Genomic DNA, 20830 nt, shown 5'->3' on the forward strand with positions numbered 1-20830 from the left:
TCGCACACCTCGTTCATCCGGCGCTCGGCGTCGCAAGCAGCCATAGGCCGAGGACGGTGTAGGCGATCATCAGCACGGTGAGCGGGAACTGGCTGAGCGCGGCGCGAGCCGGAATGGCGTGCAGCCGCCAGGCCAAGCCATGGGCGACAAGCACAACAAGCATGTGGCCGCCAATGATGACGCCGGCCTGGAGGTTCCACAGCCACCACGCCGAGCCGGCGCCGGCGACAACGCCGGCTTCAATTGACATGTCTGCGGTACCGAACAGGTTCCAGCCAAACGCAAACGGGTCGGAGAGAGCGGCAATTGCATATTGGCCGTCGACCAGCAGCGCCGTCAGATAATGCGCGAAGTGGTAGGCGAGCGCGATCGGTACGATCGACCAGGCCAAAAGCCCGGCGGCGTGACCGAGCGAATGGTTGCTGCCGGCAAGGTGCTGGCCAAGAAAGACGGCTAGCGCGAACACGGCCGCAAGCACGGCAAAGCTCAGCACAAGACCGAAACTGCCGATGCCGATCAAAGCGGTGCGTCCAGGAAACTCCAGCGGATTGATGCCGAACCAGCCTAGCCAGAAGAAGGTTTTCGACAGGCCGTCGAAGGACACAGACGACAGCGCAAGCAGCAGGAAAGCGACGCCGCTGAGCGGTAGCGGCGCGCCACCGAGCAGCTTGGCACCCGGCCAGCAGAGTTTGAGCCGGCCGTCTTCGTTGCGCTCGATGATGGCGAAGTGCGCTACCATGGAAAAGAACACCGTCAGGAACTCACCGCGCAGGCTCCAGTCGCGGTATCCGACGACCTGCATAGCGGCAAAGGTCAGCAGCCAATAGGCGCCGGCGGCCCAGGCCAGCCGCGCCGGATCGTCTGGCGCAGGGTCGATCAGCTCGAACCAGGCGAAGGCGAAGAACAGCAGGAAAGCCGGCCAATAGCCGAGCCGTTGGGGGAGCAGATTCGGCTGCGTTCTGCCGGACAGGCGCGAGGCGACGCGGCATGGCCCGTACCAGGGGTTGAGCCACGACCAGAGATCGCCGGCGAGCCCCTGCAACAGAGCCAGGCCAACCCAGAGCAGCGTCCACACGGTCAGCGGCAGCGGATTGGAAAGCGGATCGCGGCTGCCGAACAGGCCGGCGGCAATCAGAATTGCAAAGCCGACAAAGGATACCAGGCTGACGGCAGTCCGCGCGCCGTCGCCGAAGGTAAAAAGCGGCAGGCGTTTGCGCCAGAAGCGGTCGAGGGAGTCCGGCGGCAGTAGAGCCAGGACAAGGAAGCTGGCGGCAACCGCGAGCGCGCCACCGACGACGTAGTAGCCGGTGGGAAGCAGCAGGACATGGCCGCGGTCGGAGGCGTGGGCGAAGGCGGGCGTGGATGGGAATTCCAAGGAAGCGACGAGGCCGGGAAAGGGCCTGATTGCCGAAATGCAGCGCTCTACAGCGCCCCCCTCTGTCCTGCCGGACATCTCAAGCGGGGAGATCGGCGGTTCCGCCGTCGGCTCTCCTTCTGCAACTTCAGCAATTGGCGAAAGCAGCAATGAGGGCGCAATCTCCCCCCTCGCGGGGAAGATGTCCGGCAGGACAGAGGGGGGCGCGAAGGAACTCATACTACGCAAGAGTTCCCCTACTTCACACCTTCACCAACTGCTCCACGCGGTCCTTCTGGCCGAAGATGCGCAAATAGCGCTCGATCTCTTTCTCGTCGCCAGTCGACTTGGCCGGATTGTCGGAAAGCTTGACCGCCGGCCTGCCGTTGGCTTCGGTGACCTTGCAGACCAGCGAGATGGCGTCTAGCCGGTTGGTCTCGGTCGGCGCGCAGCCCTCGAAATCGTTGGTCAGGTTGGTGCCCCAGCCGAAGGACATGCGCACCTTGCCGCGGAAATGGCGATAGGTTTCCTCGATGGTCTCGACCTCCAGCCCATCCGAGAAGATGAGCAGCTTCTGCTTGGGGTCCTTGCCCTTTTCGCGCCACCAGGAAATGATTTTCTCGCCGCCTTCGATCGGCGGCGCGCTGTCGGGGCGGAAGCCGGTCCAGTCGGCGACCCAGTCCGGTGCATCGCGCAGGAACGCCGCGGTGCCGAAGGTGTCCGGCAGTACGATCAGCAGGTTGCCGCCGTAGTAGCGCTGCCAGTCCTGCAGCACGTTGTAGGGCGACCGTTTCAATTCCTTTTCCGAATTGGTGAGCGCGGCGAACACCATCGGCAGCTCATGCGCGTTGGTGCCGAGCGCCTCGAGATCGTTGTCCATGGCGAGCAGCACGTTGGAGGTGCCAGTGAAGGCCTCGCCGATGCCCTCCTTCAACGCTTCGACGCACCAGCGCTGCCACAGGAAGGAATGACGGCGGCGGGTGCCGAAATCCGAGATGCGGATGCCGGGCAGCGCCTTCAGCCGCTCGGTCTTGGCCCACATCTTGGCCTTGGCGCGGGCATAGAGCACGTCGAGCGCGAACGGCCCGAACGCCCGCATGGCCGCGCGAGATCGAAGTTCATTGATAATTGCCAGCGCCGGGATCTCCCACAGCGTCGTGTACATCCACGGACCGCTGAAGGCGAGTTCGTATTGGCCGTCGCGCTTGGAAAGCTCGTATTCGGGCAGCCGGAAATTTTCCAGCCAGGCGAGGAATTCCGGTTCGAATATCTGCTTGCGGCCATAGAAGGTGTTGCCGCCGAGCCAGATCATCTCTTTCTTAGAGAAGCGCAAGGTGCGGGCATGGTCGAGCTGCTCGCGCAGCTCCGTCTCATCGATCTCCTCGGCAAGGCGGACCGAGGTGGTGCGGTTGATCAGCGAGAAGGTGGCGTCGACCTTGGGATACATGCCCCAGATCATCTGCAGCATCAGAAGCTTGTAGAAATCGGTGTCGAGCAAGCTGCGGACGATCGGGTCGAGCTTCCAGGTGTGATTGTAGACGCGCCGCGCTATATCGGTCTTTGCCATCGCTTAATGCGCCTTCGTTGCTCGCTCTAGCTTTTGTCTAGCGCAATTCCGGACGGAAAACCGCTGCGCACTTTTCCTGGAATTGCTCCAAATGCCTCTTAGCATCGAATTTTTGAACGCGCCTCCCGCTTTGCGGGCTGGCCCGACAAAAAGAAGCCCCTGCTGCAAGCGGCGCCTACGGCAGTTTCCGCCTCAGGATGCGGTCTTGGCGCCGACCACCTTGAGCGCCGGACGCTTGCGGCGAATGCCGATGCGGCCTGCCACCGGTGCGTCAGCGCGGCGGTCGGCCTGTTCTTTCTCGGCAAACAGCCAGTCGATGAACAATTGCACGATCGGCGCCGACCGCATCTCGTTGCGGCAGACGACGTAGAAATCGTCGACGGCCGGCACGGAAAGACTGAACGGGGCGACAAGCAGTCCCCTGGCGAGCAGTCCGCTTGCCGTCACCGTATCGCCGAGCGCCACGCCATGGCCGTGAACCGCGGCCTCGGTCGCCATCCGCGCATCGCCGAGATGATGGCGACGGCCGCGCTCGAGGTCCAGTGCGTCGGCGGCGGCCAGCCAGGTATGCCATTCGCGGCCGTCGTCGCCATGCAGGAAGACGTGATCGGCGAGGTCGCGGACGGTGCGGATCGGGCGGTTGTTGATCAGCGTCGGGCTGACCACCGGGAACAGTTCGAGGCCCGACCATTTGCGCATCCAGCAGTCGGTCCAGCTGCCGTCACCATAGTGCACGCAGACATCGATGTGCGGTGCGCGGACGTCCTTGGCATCATTGGATGGGATCAGCGTCAGCCTGATATCCGGATATTGCGAGGTGAAGCTGCCCAGCCGCGGGATCATCCACAGCAACAGTAGCGCCGGCACGCAGGATACAGAGAGAACGCCGGTGCTGGCCGGTCTCGTCATGCGCTGCGTGGCGGCGGCAATGCCGTCGAAGGCGGTCGACACCGCCGGCAGCAACTCGGCGCCGTGCGGCGTCAGCTTCACCCGCTGACCGGCACGCTCGAACAGCTTGACACCCAACGATTGCTCGAGCGCCTTGATCTGATGGCTGATGGCGCCGTGGGTGACGTTGAGCTCAGCCGCCGCCTTGCTCAGCGAGGCGTGGCGCGCCGTCGCCTCGAAGGCGCGCAGCGGGTTGAGCGGTGGCAAACGCTTGGCCATTTGGACCCTGGGCTCTGTGAGATTTTCTCACAGATAACACACTAACAATATCAATTGATTTTTCAATGCAGCTACGGGACACTTTGCCCAGGCATTGCATCAAGACGTGAAATCTGCAGGCAGCCGGCGGCTGCGGCTATCGAGGCCGCCGCCCGCGCGCCGCACCAGCCATGGAGGACCGACATGGGTTACGACCGCGGCAAGCTCGAAGCATTGCGCCGCAAATACGGCGAGAGCCATGGCGGCGAAATGTTCGACCCGAAATTCCAGCGTGTCGCCGACAAGATCTTCTCCAAGACCGGCACGCGACTGGCGCCCTATTCCGGCATCCCGACCTTCCTCGCGGCGCCCTATCGTGAAATCGCCGCCGACAATCCGGATTTCGGCGATCTGCAGGTGGCGATGATCGGTGTGCCGATGGATCTGGGCGTCACCAACCGGCCGGGCGCCCGTTTCGGGCCAAGGGCGTTGCGCGCCATCGAGCGCATCGGCCCCTACAATCATGTGCTGGAATGCGCACCGACGCATGAGCTGAAGGTCGCCGACATCGGCGACGTGCCGTTCCAGAGCCGTTACCGGCTGGAGACCAGCCATGACGACATCGAACGCCGCACCAACCAGATCGTCGACGCCGGCGTCCTACCCTTGTCTGTCGGCGGCGACCATTCGATCAGCCACCCGATCCTGAAGGCGGTCGGCAAGAAGGCGCCGGTGGGCATGATCCATATCGACGCTCATTGCGATACCAGCGGCCTGTTCGACATGACCAAGTTCCACCATGGCGGGCCGTTCCGCAACGCGGTACTGGACGGCGTGCTCGACCCGAGCCGCACCATCCAGATCGGCATTCGCGGCTCGGCCGAATATCTGTGGGAGTTCACCTATGAGTCCGGCATGACCGTCGTGCATGCCGAAGAGGTGACCGGCCTCGGCATTCCCGCCATTATCGAGAAGGCGCGCAGGATAGTCGGCGACGGCCCGACCTATGTCTCCTTCGACATTGACAGCATCGATCCGGCCTTCGCGCCGGGCACCGGCACACCGGAAGTCGGCGGGCTGACGACGCGCGAAGTGCTCGAGCTGCTGCGCGGCCTGAAGGGACTCAACATCGTCGGCGGCGACGTGGTCGAGGTGGCACCGCAGTACGACGCGACCACCAACACGGCGCACGCCGGCGCGCAGGTGCTGTTCGAGATCCTCAGCCTGATGGTCTTCAGCCCGGCAATCACCGGCAAGGCGGGCTGACACGCTCGACCATGATCCCGAAAGTGGGAACCGGTTTTCGGAGAAGATCATGGTCCACCAGAGAATCCAAAGGCGACCGCCGCGCTGGAGCCGGCGGTTGCACTCAAACAAACAAGCTTCCAGCAGGGGAATGACAATGACACTTCACATGAAACTCAAATCGTCCATCGCCGCCGTGCTGGTGCTCGGCGCGACCGGTTTTGCTTTCACCACGCAGGCCGTCAATGCCGACGCGATCGACGACATCGCCAAGGCCGGCGCCATCAATGTCGGCATCTTTTCCGACTTCCCGCCCTTCTCCTCGGCCAGCGCCGACATGAGCATCAAGGGCTACGACATCGACGTGGCGCAATCCATCGCCGACCAGCTCAAGGTCAAGCTCAATCTGGTCAGCGTGACCGGCCAGAACCGCATTCCGTACCTGACCGACAAGCGCGTCGACCTGCTGATGAGCGTCGGCTACTCCAAGGAGCGAGAGCAGGTAATCGATTTCGCCGCCGCCTACGCACCCTACTACATCGCCGTCATCGGCCCGGCAGCACTCTCGGTCAAAGGCAAGGAAGACCTTGCCGACAAGTCGATCGCCGTCAATCGCGGCACGCTGGAGGACACCTCGCTGACCGAGGCGGCACCCGCCTCGGCCGACATCCGCCGTTTCGACAACTATAATTCCGTCATCCAGGCGTTCATCTCGGGCCAGACCCAACTGATGGTGGTCGGCAACGATGTCGGCGCCCAGGTGCTCGCCCGGCAGGAGGAACTGAAGCCGGAGCAGAAATTCCAGCTTCTCACCTCGCCCTCGCATATCGGCCTCAACAAGAAGGAAGACCGCCTCAAGCAAGCGGTCAACGATGCGGTCGCCAAGATGCTGGCCGACGGCAAACTGGACGAAAGCTCGAAGGCCTGGCTGAAGACACCGCTCGATCCCGCCAATCTCAAGGATTGACGGCCAGTGACCTATAGCCTCGACTTCGGCTGGCTTGCCGGGGCAACAGGGGCGATCGCGCGCGGCGCGGCCACGACGATCCTGCTGATCACTGTCACCACGCTGGCGGGAACGTTGCTCAGCATCCTCGGCGCGGCAGGGCGGCGGAACGGTCCGCTGCTGCTCAAGCGGGCGATCGGCGTCTATGTCGAGATGATCCGCAACACGCCGTTCCTGGTGCAGCTGTTCTTCATCTTCTTCGGGCTGCCCAGCATCGGCGTCAGGCTCGATCCGGTGCTGGCAGCCATGTTGGCGATGACGCTCAACATGGCCGCCTACACGATCGAGATCGTTGGCGCCGGGCTCGACGCGGTGCCGCCCGGGCAGACGGAAGCGGCACTGGCGCTTGGGCTCAGGCCGCGCCAGGTCTTCATCAAGATCGTGCTGCCGCAGGCGCTCAAGGTGATCTATCCGGCGCTGACCAGCCAGATCGTCATCATGATGCTGGAATCCGCCGTGGTATCGCAGATCGCCGTTCGCGAGCTGACCTATGAAGCCGACATGCTGCAGGCGCGCACGTTCCGGGCTTTCGAGACCTATTTCGTGGTGACGATGGTCTACCTCGCCCTGTCGATTGGGCTGCGCCGGCTGCTGGTCGGCGGCGGCCGCCGGCTTCTCGGAGCCGGCGTTTCATGATCGAATTCACCTTCTGGGACATTCTGCGCAACCTGCTGCTGGCGGCGCGCTGGACGGTGCTCTTGTCGCTGGCCGCGTTTGTCGGCGGGGCCGTGGTCGGCATGATCGTGCTGTTCTTCCGGATCGCCAAGAATAAATGGGCGCGCCGGTTTGCCTCCGGCTACATCGCGCTTTTCCAGGGCACGCCGCTGCTGATGCAGCTCTTCCTGATGTTCTTCGGCTTGCCGATGCTGGGCCTGCGCATCGAGCCGTGGACCGCGGCGGTGCTTGGCCTGACCTTCTTCGCCAGCGCCTATCTCGCCGAGATCTGGCGCGGCGGCGTCGATGCGCTGCCGCGCGGCCAGTGGGACGCCGGCGCCAGCCTCGGCCTGCACTATCTGCATGAACTCCGGCTGATCATCCTGCCGCAGGCGTTTTCGATCACCCGCGCACCGACCGTCGGCTTCCTGGTGCAGCTGATCAAGTCGACCGCGCTGACCTCGATCATCGGTTTCGAGGAGCTGGTGAGGACATCCAACGCGATCAACAATGCGACCTTCGAACCGTTCAAAGTCTATGGGCTGGTAGCGCTGATCTTCTTCGTCATGTGCTTTCCGCTGACGCAATACGCACGTTCGCTCGAGCAACGGGCGGCGGCCCGCTGAGCGGGCGACCAGCAATTCAACGCCCGAATACCAGCGGCGGCGCGATCCTGTCACGCCGCAGCCAGCGCACCAGCAGGAGTGCCGCAACCACCGCCAGTCCCGACGACAGGCCGATCCAGATGCCGACGCCGTTGAAGCCGAAACGAAAGGCCAGCAGCACGCCGAGCGGCAGCCCGATGCCCCAATAGCCGATCGCGGCATAGATCATCGGCACCTTGGTGTCGTGCAGGCCGCGCAGCATGCCGCTGGCGACCGCCTGCGCACCGTCAAAAACCTGGAACAGCGCAGCAAAGGCGAGGAACGAGACGGCAAGCGCCACCACCTCGGCATTAGCCGGATTGCCCAGATCGATGAAGGCGCCGATCAAGAGATGCGGCCACAGGATCATCACCAGCCCCATCAGCGCCATGAAGGAGACACCGACGACATAGGCGGTCCAGCCAGCCCGGCTGACACCTTCCGGATTGCCGGCGCCGTGGGCAAGTCCGACGCGCACCGTCACCGCCTGGTTGAGGCCGAGCGGCACCATAAAGGTGACCGAGGCGATCTGGATGGCGATCGCATGGGCGGCAAGCGAAGCCGCATCGATCAGGCCCATGAGAAAGGCGGCCGCGTTGAAGATCGTCACCTCGAACGCCAGCAGGCCGGCGATCGGCAGGCCGAGCCGCAGCAGGCCCTTGAAGCGCGGCCAGTCGGCGCGCCAGAAGCGTCCGAACAGACGATAGCGCCGGAACTTCTTCTCAAGCATCACCACCATCGCCATGCCGGCGAACATCAGCGTGCTGGACAGAGTGGTGGCAAGGCCGGAGCCGGCGATGCCCATCGAAGGGATGCCGAGATTGCCGAACATGAACAGCCAGTTGAAGAAGGCATTGCAGGCGACGGCAACGAAAACGATGATCAGTGCCCAGCCCGGCCGCTCCAGCGCCGAAATGAACGAGCGCAGGACGATGTAGCCGAAAAAGGGCAGCACCGCCCATTCGAGCCAGCGCAGATAGATGCCGGCCTGGTGCGCCAACGCCGGTTCCTGACCCATGGCCAGCAACACGCTCTCGCCGTGCCAGAGAAGGGCCCATATCGGAATGCAAATGAGGATCGCCAGCCACAGACCCTGGCGCACGGTGCGGCGCAGGTCGCGCACCGAGTGCCGACGGCGGCCGAGCTCCGTCGCCATCATCGGCGAGGTCGCCAGCATCAGGCCGAGCCCGAAGATGAGCGGCATGAAGTAGAGGTTGGCACCAAGCGCACCACTGGCCAGCGTGTCCGGCCCCAGCCGTCCCATCATCATGACGTCGGTAGCGGTCATCGCGGTCTGGCCGAGATTGGTCAGCACCATCGGCCAGGCGAGCGCCAGCATCGCCCTGATTTCCCGACGCCAAAGGTTTTCCGGCGCGCGAGCGTCGGCTTCGATCGCAGACATTCTAGTTTTCCGCCTATCCGATTGCGGCACGTCGGCAAGAGCCGGAAGCCGCGTCTCAGCGCGGAAACGGCCATGATCGGCCGGATTCCGCATTACGGCGAGTTTGTCTATGAAATAGGCACCGGTGGCAAGAGGCTGACTTGCGGAAGGGTTAAGCCAGTCAGCTCCATGCAGGCTGTTGGAGAGGCTATGGAAGCCGCTATGGTCGCGGCAGATCCATTTGAAAGGCAGCCTGATGAGCACGTTTCCCGAAATCTATCTGGTTCGGCATGGCGAGACGGAATGGAGTGCGTCCGGAAAACATACCGGCCGAACCGACATACCGCTGACGCCGGCCGGCGAGGAAGCGGCAAGGCGGATCGCTGAGCGGCTCAAGGGCCTGTCCTTCTCGGCGGTGTGGTCGAGCCCGTCGCAGCGCGCCTTCAACACCTGTGCCCTGGCCGGCTTCGGCTCGTCAGGCGTGAAGAAGGACGATCTGGCGGAGTGGGATTATGGCGCCTATGAGGGATTGATCACCAAACAAATTGTCGCCGAGCGCCCCGGCTGGCGTCTTTTTCGCGACGGCTGCCCGAGCGGCGAGTCCGCCACGGATGTCGGCTCGAGGGCGGACCGGATCGTCAGCCGGTTGCGCGAGGTCGGCAGCAATGTCCTGGTCTTCTCAAGCTCGCATTTCCTTAGAGTGCTGGCCGCACGCTGGCTCGGCCTGCCGCCGCAAGCCGGCGCGTTTTTCGTGCTGGATACCGCCAGCATAAGCGTGCTCGGTTATGAGCACGACCTTGACGAGCCGGTCATCCGGCGCTGGAACCAGAGATAGCAACCGATCCGATTTATCGGATCGCGTCCAGCGCCTGCCTTTGCCTGTGCATTTCGAGAAACACGCGGTAGTCGCGATCGAACCGGCCGGCGGCAGCCGGATTGGGCTCTCGCGTCCTGCCGCCCTGTTGCATGGCGACGCAGGCAGCGTTCAAATCGGGAAAAAGCCTAGCCGCGGTGGCGGCAATCATGCCGGTGCCGAGCAGCACCGCCTCGTCCGCCAGCGGCTCGACCACCGTGCAGCCGGTGGCATCGGCATAGAGCTCCATCAACAGCGGGTTCTTGGTGTGGCCGCCGGTGACGTGCAGCGTGTCGATCAGATAGCCGTTCTCGTTCAGCGCTTCCAGCACATGACGGACGCCAAGCGCGACGCTGACGGCGGTGCGCCAGTAGAGCTTGCACAGACTGTCGAAGGAGGCATCCAGCGTCAGCCCGCTGATGACGCCGACGGCATGCGGGTCGGCGAGCGGGGAGCGGTTGCCGTGAAAATCGGGCAGCACGTGCAGCCTTGCGGCGAGGTTGTCGCCCTCGGCGGCGCGCAGCTCGGCGACGCGGCGGGCAATTCTGGCATGCATGGCGGCATCCGGCTCGCCGCCAGCGCCATGCCAGCGGATGATGTGGTCGAGCAGCGCGCCGGTGGCCGACTGGCCACCTTCCGACAGCCACAGGCCGGGAAGGGCTGCGCCATAATATGGGCCCCAGACACCGGCGAAAGGCTGCGGATCGGGCGACATCGCCATGACGCAACTCGACGTACCTGCAATCAGGGCCAGATGGCGGCCGATGTTCGTCGCGTCACCGGCGAAACCGCCGAGCACGCCAAGCGCGCCGGCATAGGCATCGATGACGCCGGCGCCGACCCGGCATTTTTCGGTGAGGCCAAGCTCCGTCGCGGCTTGCGCGCCGAGCGGGCCGATATCGGCACCGACCGGGCTTGCCTTTTCCGGCAGGTTGCCGTGCTCAAAGACATCGCCGAGCCCGACGGCTTCGAAGAAGTCGCGCCGCCAGCCGGTCGCTTCATGGGCTAGATAGGTCCATTTGGCGGTCAGCGTGCATTGTGAACGGGAGAGCGAGCCGCTCGCCTTCCAGGTGAGGAAGTCGGTGAGGTCGAATAGATAGCCGGCTTCGTTCCATGTTCCGGGCAGGTTGCGCTTCAGCCACATCAGCTTCGGCGTCTCCATTTCCGGCGACATGACGCCGCCGATATAGTCGAGCACAGCGTGGCCGCTTTCAGTGCATTCGTCGGCCTCGGCAATTGCGCGATGGTCGAGCCAGACAATGGTGTCCCAGCGCCTTTCACCAGTGACGGACACGCTGAGCTGGCCGCCTTGCCGGTCTCGCACCACCAGCGAGCAGGTGGCATCAAAGGAGATGCCGACGATATCCTCGGCCCGCACGCCCGCCTTTTCGCGGGCAGCGCGGACGGCCATGCACACCGCCGACCATATATCCTGCGAATCGTGCTCGGCATGGTCGGCCTTTGGCTGTTGCATGGCGATCGGGTGCTCGGCGCGGCCGAGCAAGGCGCCACCGGTGTCGAGAATGCCGGCACGAGCGCTTCCGGTGCCGACATCGACCGCGCAAACGAAACTGTTGGTCAAGGTGTTCTTGCTCTCGCTCCCAGGCCTGCAATCAGATCGGGCAATTGCAGCATGTCAGCGAATATAAAGTCCGGCTCACTCGACGCAAGCCGCGCTTTCAATGCCGGGTTGCCGGTGTGCGAGCCGCCGGTGAAGGCAAGGACGCGCATGCCGGCCGCCCGCGCCGCTTCGATGCCGGCCGGGCTGTCCTCGACGACGAGGCAGTTTCGCGGGGCCGCTCTCATTTTATCTGCTGCATGGAGAAAGAGATCGGGCGCCGGTTTGCCCCGCGCCACCATGGCGGCGCTGAACAAATGCGGCTCCAGCAGCCCAAGCAACCCGGTGACGTCGAGCGCATAGCGGATGCGTTCCAGGGTGCCGGAGGAGGCGACGCAGCACGGTACGCCGAGCCTCGGCAGGACCTGTGCGATACCTGGCATCGGTTTCAGCTCCTCGCGGAATCTGCGCATCAGTTCGGAGCGCATCTCGGTCAGATGCTGCTCGGTGAGATCGAGCCCGAAGTCGCTTGCGAGGATTTCGCGGACGCTCTTCATGCTCTTGCCGAGGAAGTGCTCGTAGGCAATGTCCTCGCTGACGTTGCCACCGGCAAGCGCGATCATCTCCAGCAATGCCGAGACGGACAGCATCTCACTGTCCACCAGCACGCCGTCACAGTCGAAAATGACCAGTTCAGGCGTCATCGCGCTGGATCGGCTTCAGAGGTCGCCGGCGAGATAGCGCGTCAGTGTCGCGCGCGCGCCGTCCGCCCACAGCAGTCTCAGCGCTTGGCCGAAGGCTTCAGCGAACGGCGGCGAGCGGCCGACATCGCCATAGATGTCCTCCATGGCAAGCCAGGCGGCAGGCATGTCCCTCGCCGCCTTGGCCGTCGCCTGCAACCGGCCCCAGTTCGGGTCGTTGGGCTCGGTGACGGCACCGGAATCCGTCGTGCCGAAGCAGTAGCGACACCAGAGCGCCGATTCCAGCGCAAGGCCGGTGACACTTTTGCCAGTCTTCAGCCGGTCGGTGATGGTCGGGATGATGAATTTCGGCTGGCGGTTGGAGCCGTCGAGGCAAAGCCGGCGTATGGTGTCGCCGATCTTCGGATTGGAGAAGCGGTGCTCGATGAGCTGGTAGTAATCTTCGAGATCGGTGTCCGGAACCGGCGGCACGGTCGGGATGATTTCGTCATGCTCGAGCTTGTCGAGGAAGCCGCGTACCAGCGGCTCCTGCATCGCCTCATGGACGAAATGGATGTCCATCAGCCCGGCCGGATAGGCGATGGTCGCATGACCGCCATTGAGGATGCGGATCTTCATCAGCTCATAGGGCGCGACGTCGCTGACGAACTGCACGCCGACCTTTTCCAGCGGCGGGCGGCCGTCGGTGAAACGGTCCTCCAGCACCCATTGCTTGAACGGTTCGCAAAACACCGGCCAATTGTCGTCGAGGCCGAACTCGCTGGAGAGAATGCCGCGCTCGCGGTCGGTGGTGGCCGGCGTGATGCGGTCGACCATGCCATTGGGAAACGCAACGTTCTCGCTCACCCAGTTTGCCAAACCTTCGTCGATTAGCCGCGCAAGGCCGATGACGCCATCTGAGGTGACGTGGCCGTTATGGGGAATGTTGTCGCAGGACATGATTGTGAAGGGCACGATACCGTCGGCGCGGCGGCGCAGCAGCCCGGCGAGAACGAGGCCGAAGACGGTCTTCGGCGTCGCCCCCGGCTCAGCGTCGGCAACGATGTCGGGATGTGTCGGATTGAAGACGCCGGATGCCGGATCGATGAAATAGCCGCCCTCGGTAATGGTCAGGGAGACGATCTTGATCGCCGGATCGGCAAGCCGCTCGACGATTGCGGCCGCATCGCCCGGCACCAGGAAGTCGATCATGACGCCGGTGACGCGCGCGCTCATATGGCCGCTGTCCTGCTCGACCACGGTGGTCAGCCAGTCCTGCTCCTGCAGCTTGCCGCGGCCGACCTTCTCGCCTTCGAAGACGCCGGCGCCGACAATGGCCCAGTCGTGGCCGACACCCGAATTGAACAGGTCGTCGAGATAGACGGCCTGGTGCGAGCGATGGAAATTGCCGACGCCGAAATGCACGAAGCCGGCCTTGAGCGCGGCGCGATCGTATTTCGGGCCGGCGACCTTGGGCGGCAGCTTGGCGAGGATGGAAGAAGAGAGTTTCACGGTCATCTGCTTTACCCTTTAGCGGGACGGCTCTTCCCCCCGTGGAGGAGACGGGGGGAAGAGCGCCTTCGCCCCCTCAACTCATCCACTGGCCGCCATCGACATTATAGGTCTGCGCGACAATGTACTCGGCCTCATCGCTGGCCAGGAACACCGCCATGCCGGTGAGGTCTTGCGCCGCGCCCATGCGGCCATAAGGCACGGCTTCGCCGACCAGCCTCTTCTTCTCGCCTCTCGGCCGGTTCTCGAACTTGGCGAACAAGGCATCGACATGGTCCCAATGCTCGCCGTCGACGACGCCCGGTGCTATCGCGTTGACATTGATGCGGTGTTTGATCAGGTCGAGCCCTGCCGACTGGGTGAGCGAGATGACCGCGGCCTTGGTGGCGCAGTAGACGGCAACCACCGCCTCGCCGCGGCGCCCGGCCTGGCTTGCCATATTGATGATCTTGCCGCCCTTGCCGCGGGCAATCATCGAACGGGCGGCGGCCTGCAACGTAAACAGCGTGCCGGCGACGTTGACCGAAAACAATTTGTCGTAGCTTGTCTTGGTGATCTCGACGATCGGCGCCAAGTCGAACAAAGCAGCGTTGTTGATCAAGATATCGAGGCCGCCGGCCCTGGCTTCGACCGCCTTGACGGCCTCATCGATAGACGCGAGATCGGTGACGTCGAGCTTTACCGCGTAGGCATTGCGGCCGATTTCCGAAGCCGTCTTCTCGGCGGCTTCGAGATTGATGTCGCCAATCGCGACCGTCGCCCCTTCGCGCATGTAGGCTTCGGCAAACGCCCTGCCGATGCCACGCGCCGATCCGGTAATCAGCGCCGATTTACCCCGGAGCCTCATTGCAGCATCGCCTTCCCGTCGGCGCCGAAACGATGCAGCTTGGCCTTTTCCGGCGTCAGGTAGATTGTGTCGCCGTGATGGGCGGCCAACTCGCCGTCGGCACGCACCGTCAGCTGCCCGACACCATCCGCCTGGACGTGCAAAAACGTGTCGGAGCCGAGATGCTCGGCAACCCCGACCGTCGCCTTCCAGTCGCCTGACGTCTTCGAAATGTTCATATGCTCCGGGCGGATGCCGACTGTCTTGGCGCCATATTTGGCGGCCGGCGCGCCTTCGATCAGGTTCATCTTCGGCGAACCTATGAACCCGGCGACGAACAGGTTCTTCGGCGTCTTATAGAGCTCCATCGGCGAGCCGACCTGCTCGATATTGCCGGCATTGAGCACGACGATCTTGTCGGCCATGGTCATCGCCTCGATCTGGTCGTGGGTGACGTAGACCATGGTTGTCTTGAGCTGGTGATGCAGCTCGCTGATCTCCAGCCGCATGGTGCCGCGCAGCGCCGCGTCGAGATTGGACAAAGGCTCGTCGAACAGGAAGGCCGACGGCTGGCGCACGATGGCGCGGCCGATGGCGACGCGCTGCCGCTGGCCGCCGGAGAGCTGGCCGGGGCGGCGGTCGAGGTAGTTGGTGAGGTTCAGGATCCGCGCGGCGTCCTTCACCTTCTTGTCGATGGTCGCCTGGTCCTCGCCCGCCATCTTCAGCGGGAAGGCGATGTTCTTGGCCACCGTCATGTGCGGGTAGAGCGCATAGGACTGGAACACCATAGCCAGCTTGCGCTTGGCCGGCGCCTCGCCGGTGACGTCGCGACCATCGATGATGATGGTGCCGCCGCTGGTATCCTCGAGACCGGCGATCAGACGCAACAGGGTGGATTTGCCGCAGCCCGACGGGCCGACGAAGACGACGAACTCTCCGTCCTCGATGACCAGATCGAGGCCGAGGATGATGGACGTCGCCCCGAAGGATTTGGAGACGTTCTTGAGCGTGATGTTTCCCATGGTTTCCTCCCCCGAAGGGCTATCTTTTCGTTTTGCGTCAGGCGATGCCCGCTACTTTACCGCACCGAATGTCAGGCCTCGGACCAGCTGCTTCTGGCTGAACCAGCCCATGATCAGGATCGGCGCGATCGCCAGCGTCGAGGCGGCCGAAAGCTTGGCCCAGAACAGCCCCTGCGGGCTGGAGAAGGAGCTGATGAAAGCGGTGAGCGGCGCGGCCTCGGTGGTGGTCAGCCGGATCGTCCAGAACGCCTCGTTCCAGGCGAGAATGATGTTGAGCAGCATGGTCGAGGCGATGCCGGGGACCGCCATCGGCGTCAGCACGTAGATGATCTCGTTCCAGAGCGATGCGCCGTCCATGCGCGCCGCTTCCAGGATCTCCCCCGGGATCTCGCGAAAATAGGTGTAAAGCATCCAGACCACGATCGGCAGGTTGATCAGCATCAGCATGACCATCAGGCCGATGCGGCTGTCGAGCAGACCGGTATCGCGGAAGATCAGATAGATCGGAAACAGCACGGCGACGGCCGGCATCATCTTGGTGGAAAGCATCCACATCAGGATGTCCTTGGTGCGTTTGCCCGGCGAAAACGCCATCGACCATGCCGCCGGTATGGCGACGAGCAGAGCCAGGATGGTCGAGCCGACCGACAGGAACACCGAGTTCAGGAAGAATTTGAAATAGCCGTTCTGCGCCTGGACCTCGGAATAGCTCTCCGTGGTTCCCGACGGGAACAGGTTGAAGCCCTGGATAGCCTCCTGCTCCGACTTGAACGAGGTGATGATCGTATAGAGGATCGGGAAGAAGATCAGCAGCGCGACGATCCAGGCGGCCGCGGTAGCAATCGTCTTGTGCTGGGTGGTGACTGCACGTGCCATCTTATCCTCCCTTATTTATCCAGGTTCTTGCCGACAGCGCGCATGGCGAAGAAGGCAACGATGTTGGCGAGAATGACGGCAATGATACCGCCGGCGGACGCCTGGCCGATTTTGAACTCCAGCAATGCCTTCTGATAGACGAGGAAGGGCAGGTTGGTGGAGGCGTAACCCGGGCCGCCGTTGGTGGTGACGAGGATCTCGGCATAGACCGACAGCAGGAAGATCGTCTGGATCAGGATGACGACGGTTATGGCGCGCGACATGTGAGGCAGCGTCAAATAGATGAAGCGGCTGATGAAGCCGGCGCCGTCCATTTCGGCGGCTTCCTTCTGCTCGACGTCGAGCGACTGAAGCGCGGTCAACAGGATCAGCGTAGCAAACGGCAGCCATTGCCAGGCAACGATGATGATGATCGCCAGGAGCGGGTGCTGCCCGAACCAATCGATCGGCTGCCCGCCGAAGAAGCGCGCAATATCGGCGAAAACCCCGTACTGCGGATGCATGATCATGTTCTTCCAGACCAGTGCTGCCACCGGTGGCATGACGAAGAACGGCGAGATGACAAGGATGCGGACGATGCCCTGTCCCCACATCGGCTGATCGAGCAGAAGGGCGAGCAGAATACCGCCAATCACCGTGATCAAAAGCACGCTGACGACGATGGTGAGCGTGTTGAGGATCGACTGCAGGAATGCCGGGTTGGAATAGAACAGCGCGTAGTTCGAAAACCCGACGAAGCCGTCGCGCATCGGATTGAGCGGGTTGTATTGCTGGAAGGAAAACCACAGCGTGAATGCCAGCGGCACAATCATCCAGACCAGCAGCAGCACCACGGATGGCGCCATCATGAAACGGGCAAGCGAACGGGTCTGCTGAGTAGCCATGACGGTCACCCTTCGAGGTCGGCCAAGTTTTTCAGCGGTGTGAAAGCTGGCCGCCCGAACTGGGATTCGGGCGGCCGTTGCCGGTCGCCATTGGCAACCGGCACCGGGAGGAGCTTACTTGATGTAACCGCCTTCGGTCATCGTCGCGGTGGCGGCGTCCTGCGCCTGCTTCAAGGCATCGTCGACGCTCGACTGGCCGGCAAGTGCCGCCGAGAAGAGCTGGCCGACGGTGGTGCCGAGACCCTGGAACTCAGGAATGGCGACGAACTGGACGCCGACATAAGGCACCGGCTTGACGGTCGGGTGCGTCGGATCGGCGGAGTTGATCGAGTCCAGCGTCATCTTGGCGAAAGGTGCTGCCTTCTGGTATTCGGGATTGGCATAGAGCGACGAGCGCGTTCCCGGCGGAACGTTGGCCCAGCCTTCCTTCGAGGCGACGAGCTCGGCATAGTGCTTGCTGGTTGCCCAGGATACGAACTTTTGAGCGGCGTCGGCCTTCTGCGTGCCGGCGGGGATGGCTAGCGACCATGCCCACAGCCAATTGCCGCGCTTGCCGAGGCCATTGTCCGGCGCCAGCGCATAGCCGACCTTGTCGGCGACGGTGGAGTTCTTCGGGTCGGAAACGAAGGAGGCAGCGACGGTAGCATCGATCCACATGCCGCATTTGCCCTGCTGGAACAGCGCCAGGTTTTCGTTGAAACCGTTGGACGACGCGCCCTCGGGGCCGTCGGCCTTCATCAGGTCGACATAGAACTGCAGCGTGTTCTTCCATTCGGGCTGGTCGAATTGCGGCTTCCAGTTCTCGTCGAACCAGCGCGCGCCGAACGAGTTCGACATGGCGGTCAGGAAGGCCATGTTCTCGCCCCAGCCGGCCTTGCCGCGCAGGCAGACGCCGTTCACGCCGTTGGCGCGGTCGGTCATCTTGTCGGCGGCCTGCTTGATGAAGTCCCAGGTCGGTGCATCGGGCATCTTGAGCCCGGCCTTTTCCATCAGGTCCTTGCGGTACATGACGAAGGAGCTTTCGCCGTAGAACGGGGCTGCGTAGAGCTTGCCGTCGACCGACAGGCCGCCGGCTATGGCCGGGATGATGTCCTTGACGTCGTAATCGTCGCCGAGCTTGTCGAGCGGCAAAAGCCAGTTCTGCTTGGCCCAGATCGGCACTTCATAGGTGCCGATGGTCATCACGTCGTACTGGCCACCCTTGGTGGCGATGTCGGTGGTGACGCGCTCGCGCAGGACGTTTTCCTCGAGCGTGACCCACTGCAGCTGGACGTCGGGATTCTTGGCGGTGAAGTCGTCGGTCAGCTTCTGCATGCGGACCATGTCGCCATTGTTGACCGTGGCGATGGTGATGGATTCGGCATGCGCGGCGAAAGCGAGGGCGCTGGCCGAGAACAGGCCTAGGGTGAACGTGCGAAGTTTCATCAAAATTCCTCCCATAAACCAAGATGAGCATTTGCCTTGGCTGTGAGCAATTACTCACTTGCGATGAATTATGTCAAGACGGATTCGTTGCTGCAGCGCAGCACGCCGGGTCTTGTGCAGCGGCAAGCCTGGGACGTTTGCGGCATGTCTGACGAAGGATTCGGCCGGGCTGATTGGGCCCGGCGCTTTGCTCGGGCTTGCTGGGATTCAGCCTACTGGCAAGCGATCTCGCTCAGGATCCAATCGCGGAAGGCGCGGATCTTCGGCACGTTGCGTCGTGCCGTCGGATAGACCAGCCAATAGGCGTGGCCGTCGTCACCGACCAGATCAAAGGGCTGGATCAGGCGGCCGTCGGCAAGTTCGGTCTTGAACAGCGCCTTGGTAACGATCGCCACGCCGTGGCCGGCAATCGCGGCATTGGCCTCGTAGGCCTGCGCGCCCATGCTGGTGCCGGGACGCTTGGCCAGCTCCTCGACCGGCAGGCCGGCGGCGGCAAACCAGTCCCGCCACCAGATGTCACCCGGGTCGAGGATCGGCAGCCGCAGCAGGTCGGCCGGCTCCTTGACGCCGCCGATGCTTGCCGCGAGCTTTGGACTAAGGACCGGCGTGAAATCGGCCCTGAAAAGCATATGGGTCTCGACGCCCGGCCAGTTGCCGCCGCCGGAGCGGATGGCGATGTCGATATCCTCTCTGGCAAAGTCGACAACCCTGTTCGAAGTATCGACGCGCACCGCCAGCGACGGATGCGCGACCTGGAACGAACCGAGATGCTGCGCCAGCCAATTGGAGGCAAATGTCAGCAGCGTCGAAACGCAAAGCACGCGGTCGGCGCCGGTGCGCGCGGCGGCATAGGCGCCGCTCAACAGCGCGAACGCCTCGCTGACCGCGGGCGCCAGGCGCTGGCCGGGTTCGGTCAGCACGATCTGTTTTGGCTGGCGCAAGAATAGGGGCGCGCCGATGCGCTCCTCCAGAAGCTTGATCTGATAGCTTGCCGCCGCCTGCGTCATGCCAAGCTCCTGGGCGGCCTTGGTGAACGAGAGATGCCGCGCCACCGCCTCGAACACCCGGATCGCCTGAAGCGGAGGAAGCTGCGAAACCAGCTGTCGTGAATTGAGCTCCGGCATAAGCCCTCCTTATGGGCAGTGATCGACGTTTGATTGGCGGCACCGGCCGGTCCTACCGATATTCCGTATTGAAGATCAATTACGCCTAGAGATAGCGAAGGCTGACGATCATGACCACAATACAGGAAAAGCTGCTTCTTGCTCCAGCCCATGGCTGGTTTTCACAGTTGGCGCGGGGATTGGCAAGGCACGCGGCGCGGAAACGGGCCTATCTCGACGTCCGGGAGCTGCCGCCGCATCTGCAGCGCGACATGGGCTTTCTCGACGGCAACGATCCTTGCGGCCGGCACCAGTAGTGACGCTCGTTTTATCGGGATTCAGATGCGTTTCGATTTCACATGATCGTTTCCGACCGCCAGCGGCTCGGAGATCATGCGCCCGCCAGCAAGGCGGCGGCGGTCCGCTCATCGGTGATGAGGCCGTTGACCAGCCGCCGGTTGACGGCAGCGAAGATGCCCGGCAGCTTGCGGTCGCCCATGGCAAGCGCGATCACCAGCGACTTTTCGCGCGACGGCAGCGGTGCCGACGACACCCGATCATTGGTGATGCCCTCGATCATGCGGCCGTCACGATCGAATACCCAGCCGACGATCTCGGCGACGCCGCCGGCCTTCTGCAGCGCCTTTAATTCACCCTCCGAAATGAAGCCGTCCTCGTAAAGCGGCGCCTTCGGGCCGAGATCGCCGATGCCGACAAAGGTGACGTCGGCCTCGGCCGCAAGCGCCAGCGTCGGCTGGATCATCGGCTGGCTGAGCAGCATCTCGCGCTCCTCGGGCGAGGAAGCGATGACCGGCAAAGGCATCGGAAACGAACGCGCCTTGACCCTGTCGGCCATGGTGAAGATGACGTTGTAGAAGGCCGCCGAGCCGTCCGGCGAGATGTTGCCGGTCAGCGATACCACCTTGTGCTGCGGGCATTCCATCGGCGGCAGTTGCTCGATCGCGGCCTTCAGTGTGCGGCCCGGGGCCGGGGCGCCGGACCTAGGCCCCCGGGGGCCCCGCCCCCGGGGGATGTTCGGCCGCGCCCCCGCCGCGGCCGGCGGGGAGGGGGGGGGCGCATCAGGGGGGGCCGCC

20 protein-coding genes are annotated in these 20830 nt (G+C 63.5%); 6 read left to right on the plus strand and 14 right to left on the minus strand.

What is annotated here, in order from left to right; translation table 11 throughout:
* Nucleotides 1-13 precede the first annotated feature (13 nt).
* The 3 genes from NKI72_RS08105 to gcvA (NKI72_RS08115) all read right to left on the minus strand — a co-directional run bounded on the left by NKI72_RS08105 (nt 14) and on the right by gcvA (NKI72_RS08115) (nt 4088).
* A complete protein-coding gene (locus tag NKI72_RS08105) occupies nt 14-1453 on the minus strand; it encodes a hypothetical protein (protein WP_352835789.1) in 1440 nt (479 codons plus the stop codon).
* 163 nt (nt 1454-1616) lie between these two features.
* On the minus strand, nt 1617-2921 hold the full coding sequence (gene pncB / locus NKI72_RS08110) for a nicotinate phosphoribosyltransferase (RefSeq protein WP_352472380.1): 1305 nt from the start codon (nt 2919-2921) through the stop codon (nt 1617-1619).
* Between the two features lie 192 nt (nt 2922-3113).
* Nucleotides 3114-4088: a transcriptional regulator GcvA gene (gene gcvA, locus NKI72_RS08115; protein WP_023676980.1), complete on the minus strand. Its 975-nt coding sequence runs from the start codon at nt 4086-4088 to the stop codon at nt 3114-3116.
* Nucleotides 4089-4271: 183 nt separating this feature from the next.
* Between gcvA (NKI72_RS08115) and speB the strand changes: the two genes are divergently transcribed.
* The 4 genes from speB to NKI72_RS08135 all read left to right on the plus strand — a co-directional run bounded on the left by speB (nt 4272) and on the right by NKI72_RS08135 (nt 7598).
* Nucleotides 4272-5333, plus strand: a complete 1062-nt coding sequence (gene speB / locus NKI72_RS08120; RefSeq protein WP_352449470.1) for an agmatinase — start codon at nt 4272-4274, stop codon at nt 5331-5333.
* A 136-nt stretch (nt 5334-5469) separates the two neighbouring features.
* On the plus strand, nt 5470-6279 hold the full coding sequence (locus NKI72_RS08125) for a transporter substrate-binding domain-containing protein (RefSeq protein WP_352835791.1): 810 nt from the start codon (nt 5470-5472) through the stop codon (nt 6277-6279).
* 6 nt (nt 6280-6285) lie between these two features.
* On the plus strand, nt 6286-6954 hold the full coding sequence (locus tag NKI72_RS08130) for an amino acid ABC transporter permease (RefSeq protein WP_352819616.1): 669 nt from the start codon (nt 6286-6288) through the stop codon (nt 6952-6954).
* Nucleotides 6951-7598 (plus strand): amino acid ABC transporter permease, encoded by a 648-nt coding sequence (locus tag NKI72_RS08135; RefSeq protein WP_352539924.1) that lies wholly within the window; start codon nt 6951-6953, stop codon nt 7596-7598. Before NKI72_RS08130 ends, NKI72_RS08135 begins: the two co-directional genes overlap by 4 nt.
* Before the next feature lie 16 nt (nt 7599-7614).
* On the opposite strand, the gene NKI72_RS08140 is transcribed toward NKI72_RS08135, so the two are convergent.
* The gene (locus tag NKI72_RS08140; RefSeq protein WP_352615069.1) at nt 7615-9018 is read right to left on the minus strand and encodes an MATE family efflux transporter; all 1404 of its coding nucleotides are present in this window, start codon (nt 9016-9018) and stop codon (nt 7615-7617) included.
* A gap of 232 nt (nt 9019-9250) precedes the next feature.
* On the opposite strand from NKI72_RS08140, the gene NKI72_RS08145 reads away from it, so the two are divergent.
* Nucleotides 9251-9832 carry a histidine phosphatase family protein gene (locus NKI72_RS08145; protein ID WP_352835806.1) on the plus strand — a complete coding sequence of 194 codons (582 nt, stop codon included), beginning with the start codon at nt 9251-9253 and terminating at the stop codon, nt 9830-9832.
* Nucleotides 9833-9845: 13 nt separating this feature from the next.
* Here NKI72_RS08145 and NKI72_RS08150 read toward each other — a convergent pair whose 3' ends face one another.
* From NKI72_RS08150 to gcvA (NKI72_RS08190), 9 genes are all read right to left on the minus strand, one after another.
* Nucleotides 9846-11432: an FGGY-family carbohydrate kinase gene (locus NKI72_RS08150; protein WP_352835793.1), complete on the minus strand. Its 1587-nt coding sequence runs from the start codon at nt 11430-11432 to the stop codon at nt 9846-9848.
* Nucleotides 11429-12112, minus strand: a complete 684-nt coding sequence (locus NKI72_RS08155) for an HAD family hydrolase (RefSeq protein WP_352449475.1) — start codon at nt 12110-12112, stop codon at nt 11429-11431. The genes NKI72_RS08150 and NKI72_RS08155 overlap by 4 nt, the downstream gene beginning before the upstream one ends.
* A gap of 15 nt (nt 12113-12127) precedes the next feature.
* Nucleotides 12128-13606, minus strand: coding sequence for a mannitol dehydrogenase family protein (locus NKI72_RS08160; RefSeq protein ID WP_352835795.1), 1479 nt, complete (start codon nt 13604-13606; stop codon nt 12128-12130).
* Nucleotides 13607-13676: 70 nt separating this feature from the next.
* A complete protein-coding gene (locus tag NKI72_RS08165) occupies nt 13677-14447 on the minus strand; it encodes an L-iditol 2-dehydrogenase (RefSeq protein ID WP_352835798.1) in 771 nt (256 codons plus the stop codon).
* Nucleotides 14444-15448, minus strand: a complete 1005-nt coding sequence (locus NKI72_RS08170) for an ABC transporter ATP-binding protein (protein ID WP_352835801.1) — start codon at nt 15446-15448, stop codon at nt 14444-14446. Before NKI72_RS08170 ends, NKI72_RS08165 begins: the two co-directional genes overlap by 4 nt.
* A gap of 51 nt (nt 15449-15499) precedes the next feature.
* Nucleotides 15500-16324: a carbohydrate ABC transporter permease gene (locus NKI72_RS08175; RefSeq protein ID WP_023676992.1), complete on the minus strand. Its 825-nt coding sequence runs from the start codon at nt 16322-16324 to the stop codon at nt 15500-15502.
* Nucleotides 16325-16335: 11 nt separating this feature from the next.
* Nucleotides 16336-17208 (minus strand): carbohydrate ABC transporter permease, encoded by an 873-nt coding sequence (locus NKI72_RS08180; protein WP_023676993.1) that lies wholly within the window; start codon nt 17206-17208, stop codon nt 16336-16338.
* A gap of 114 nt (nt 17209-17322) precedes the next feature.
* Nucleotides 17323-18633 carry an ABC transporter substrate-binding protein gene (locus NKI72_RS08185; RefSeq protein ID WP_352814026.1) on the minus strand — a complete coding sequence of 437 codons (1311 nt, stop codon included), beginning with the start codon at nt 18631-18633 and terminating at the stop codon, nt 17323-17325.
* Nucleotides 18634-18845: 212 nt separating this feature from the next.
* Nucleotides 18846-19757 carry a transcriptional regulator GcvA gene (gene gcvA / locus NKI72_RS08190; protein WP_352835803.1) on the minus strand — a complete coding sequence of 304 codons (912 nt, stop codon included), beginning with the start codon at nt 19755-19757 and terminating at the stop codon, nt 18846-18848.
* A 110-nt stretch (nt 19758-19867) separates the two neighbouring features.
* Between gcvA (NKI72_RS08190) and NKI72_RS08195 the strand changes: the two genes are divergently transcribed.
* The gene (locus NKI72_RS08195) at nt 19868-20053 is read left to right on the plus strand and encodes a hypothetical protein (protein ID WP_023676996.1); all 186 of its coding nucleotides are present in this window, start codon (nt 19868-19870) and stop codon (nt 20051-20053) included.
* Between the two features lie 74 nt (nt 20054-20127).
* Here NKI72_RS08195 and NKI72_RS08200 read toward each other — a convergent pair.
* On the minus strand, nt 20128-20830 hold a 703-nt coding region (locus NKI72_RS08200), incomplete at its 5' end, for a sugar-binding transcriptional regulator (RefSeq protein WP_352850032.1).

This window comes from Mesorhizobium sp. M0437 (assembly GCF_040321335.1).
GTDB lineage: Bacteria > Pseudomonadota > Alphaproteobacteria > Rhizobiales > Rhizobiaceae > Mesorhizobium.

What these genes read in the sequence shown, in the direction of transcription:
- NKI72_RS08105 (WP_352835789.1), bottom strand. Translation starts at nt 1,453, where the DNA reads ATGTCCGGCAGGACAGAGGGGGGCGCTGTAGAGCGCTGCATTTCGGCA.
- pncB (WP_352472380.1), bottom strand. Translation starts at nt 2,921, where the DNA reads ATGGCAAAGACCGATATAGCGCGGCGCGTCTACAATCACACCTGGAAG.
- gcvA (WP_023676980.1), bottom strand. Translation starts at nt 4,088, where the DNA reads ATGGCCAAGCGTTTGCCACCGCTCAACCCGCTGCGCGCCTTCGAGGCG.
- speB (WP_352449470.1), top strand. Translation starts at nt 4,272, where the DNA reads ATGGGTTACGACCGCGGCAAGCTCGAAGCATTGCGCCGCAAATACGGC.
- NKI72_RS08125 (WP_352835791.1), top strand. Translation starts at nt 5,470, where the DNA reads ATGACACTTCACATGAAACTCAAATCGTCCATCGCCGCCGTGCTGGTG.
- NKI72_RS08135 (WP_352539924.1), top strand. Translation starts at nt 6,951, where the DNA reads ATGATCGAATTCACCTTCTGGGACATTCTGCGCAACCTGCTGCTGGCG.
- NKI72_RS08140 (WP_352615069.1), bottom strand. Translation starts at nt 9,018, where the DNA reads ATGTCTGCGATCGAAGCCGACGCTCGCGCGCCGGAAAACCTTTGGCGT.
- NKI72_RS08155 (WP_352449475.1), bottom strand. Translation starts at nt 12,112, where the DNA reads ATGACGCCTGAACTGGTCATTTTCGACTGTGACGGCGTGCTGGTGGAC.
- NKI72_RS08160 (WP_352835795.1), bottom strand. Translation starts at nt 13,606, where the DNA reads ATGACCGTGAAACTCTCTTCTTCCATCCTCGCCAAGCTGCCGCCCAAG.
- NKI72_RS08165 (WP_352835798.1), bottom strand. Translation starts at nt 14,447, where the DNA reads ATGAGGCTCCGGGGTAAATCGGCGCTGATTACCGGATCGGCGCGTGGC.
- NKI72_RS08170 (WP_352835801.1), bottom strand. Translation starts at nt 15,448, where the DNA reads ATGGGAAACATCACGCTCAAGAACGTCTCCAAATCCTTCGGGGCGACG.
- NKI72_RS08175 (WP_023676992.1), bottom strand. Translation starts at nt 16,324, where the DNA reads ATGGCACGTGCAGTCACCACCCAGCACAAGACGATTGCTACCGCGGCC.
- NKI72_RS08180 (WP_023676993.1), bottom strand. Translation starts at nt 17,208, where the DNA reads ATGGCTACTCAGCAGACCCGTTCGCTTGCCCGTTTCATGATGGCGCCA.
- NKI72_RS08185 (WP_352814026.1), bottom strand. Translation starts at nt 18,633, where the DNA reads ATGAAACTTCGCACGTTCACCCTAGGCCTGTTCTCGGCCAGCGCCCTC.
- gcvA (WP_352835803.1), bottom strand. Translation starts at nt 19,757, where the DNA reads ATGCCGGAGCTCAATTCACGACAGCTGGTTTCGCAGCTTCCTCCGCTT.
- NKI72_RS08195 (WP_023676996.1), top strand. Translation starts at nt 19,868, where the DNA reads ATGACCACAATACAGGAAAAGCTGCTTCTTGCTCCAGCCCATGGCTGG.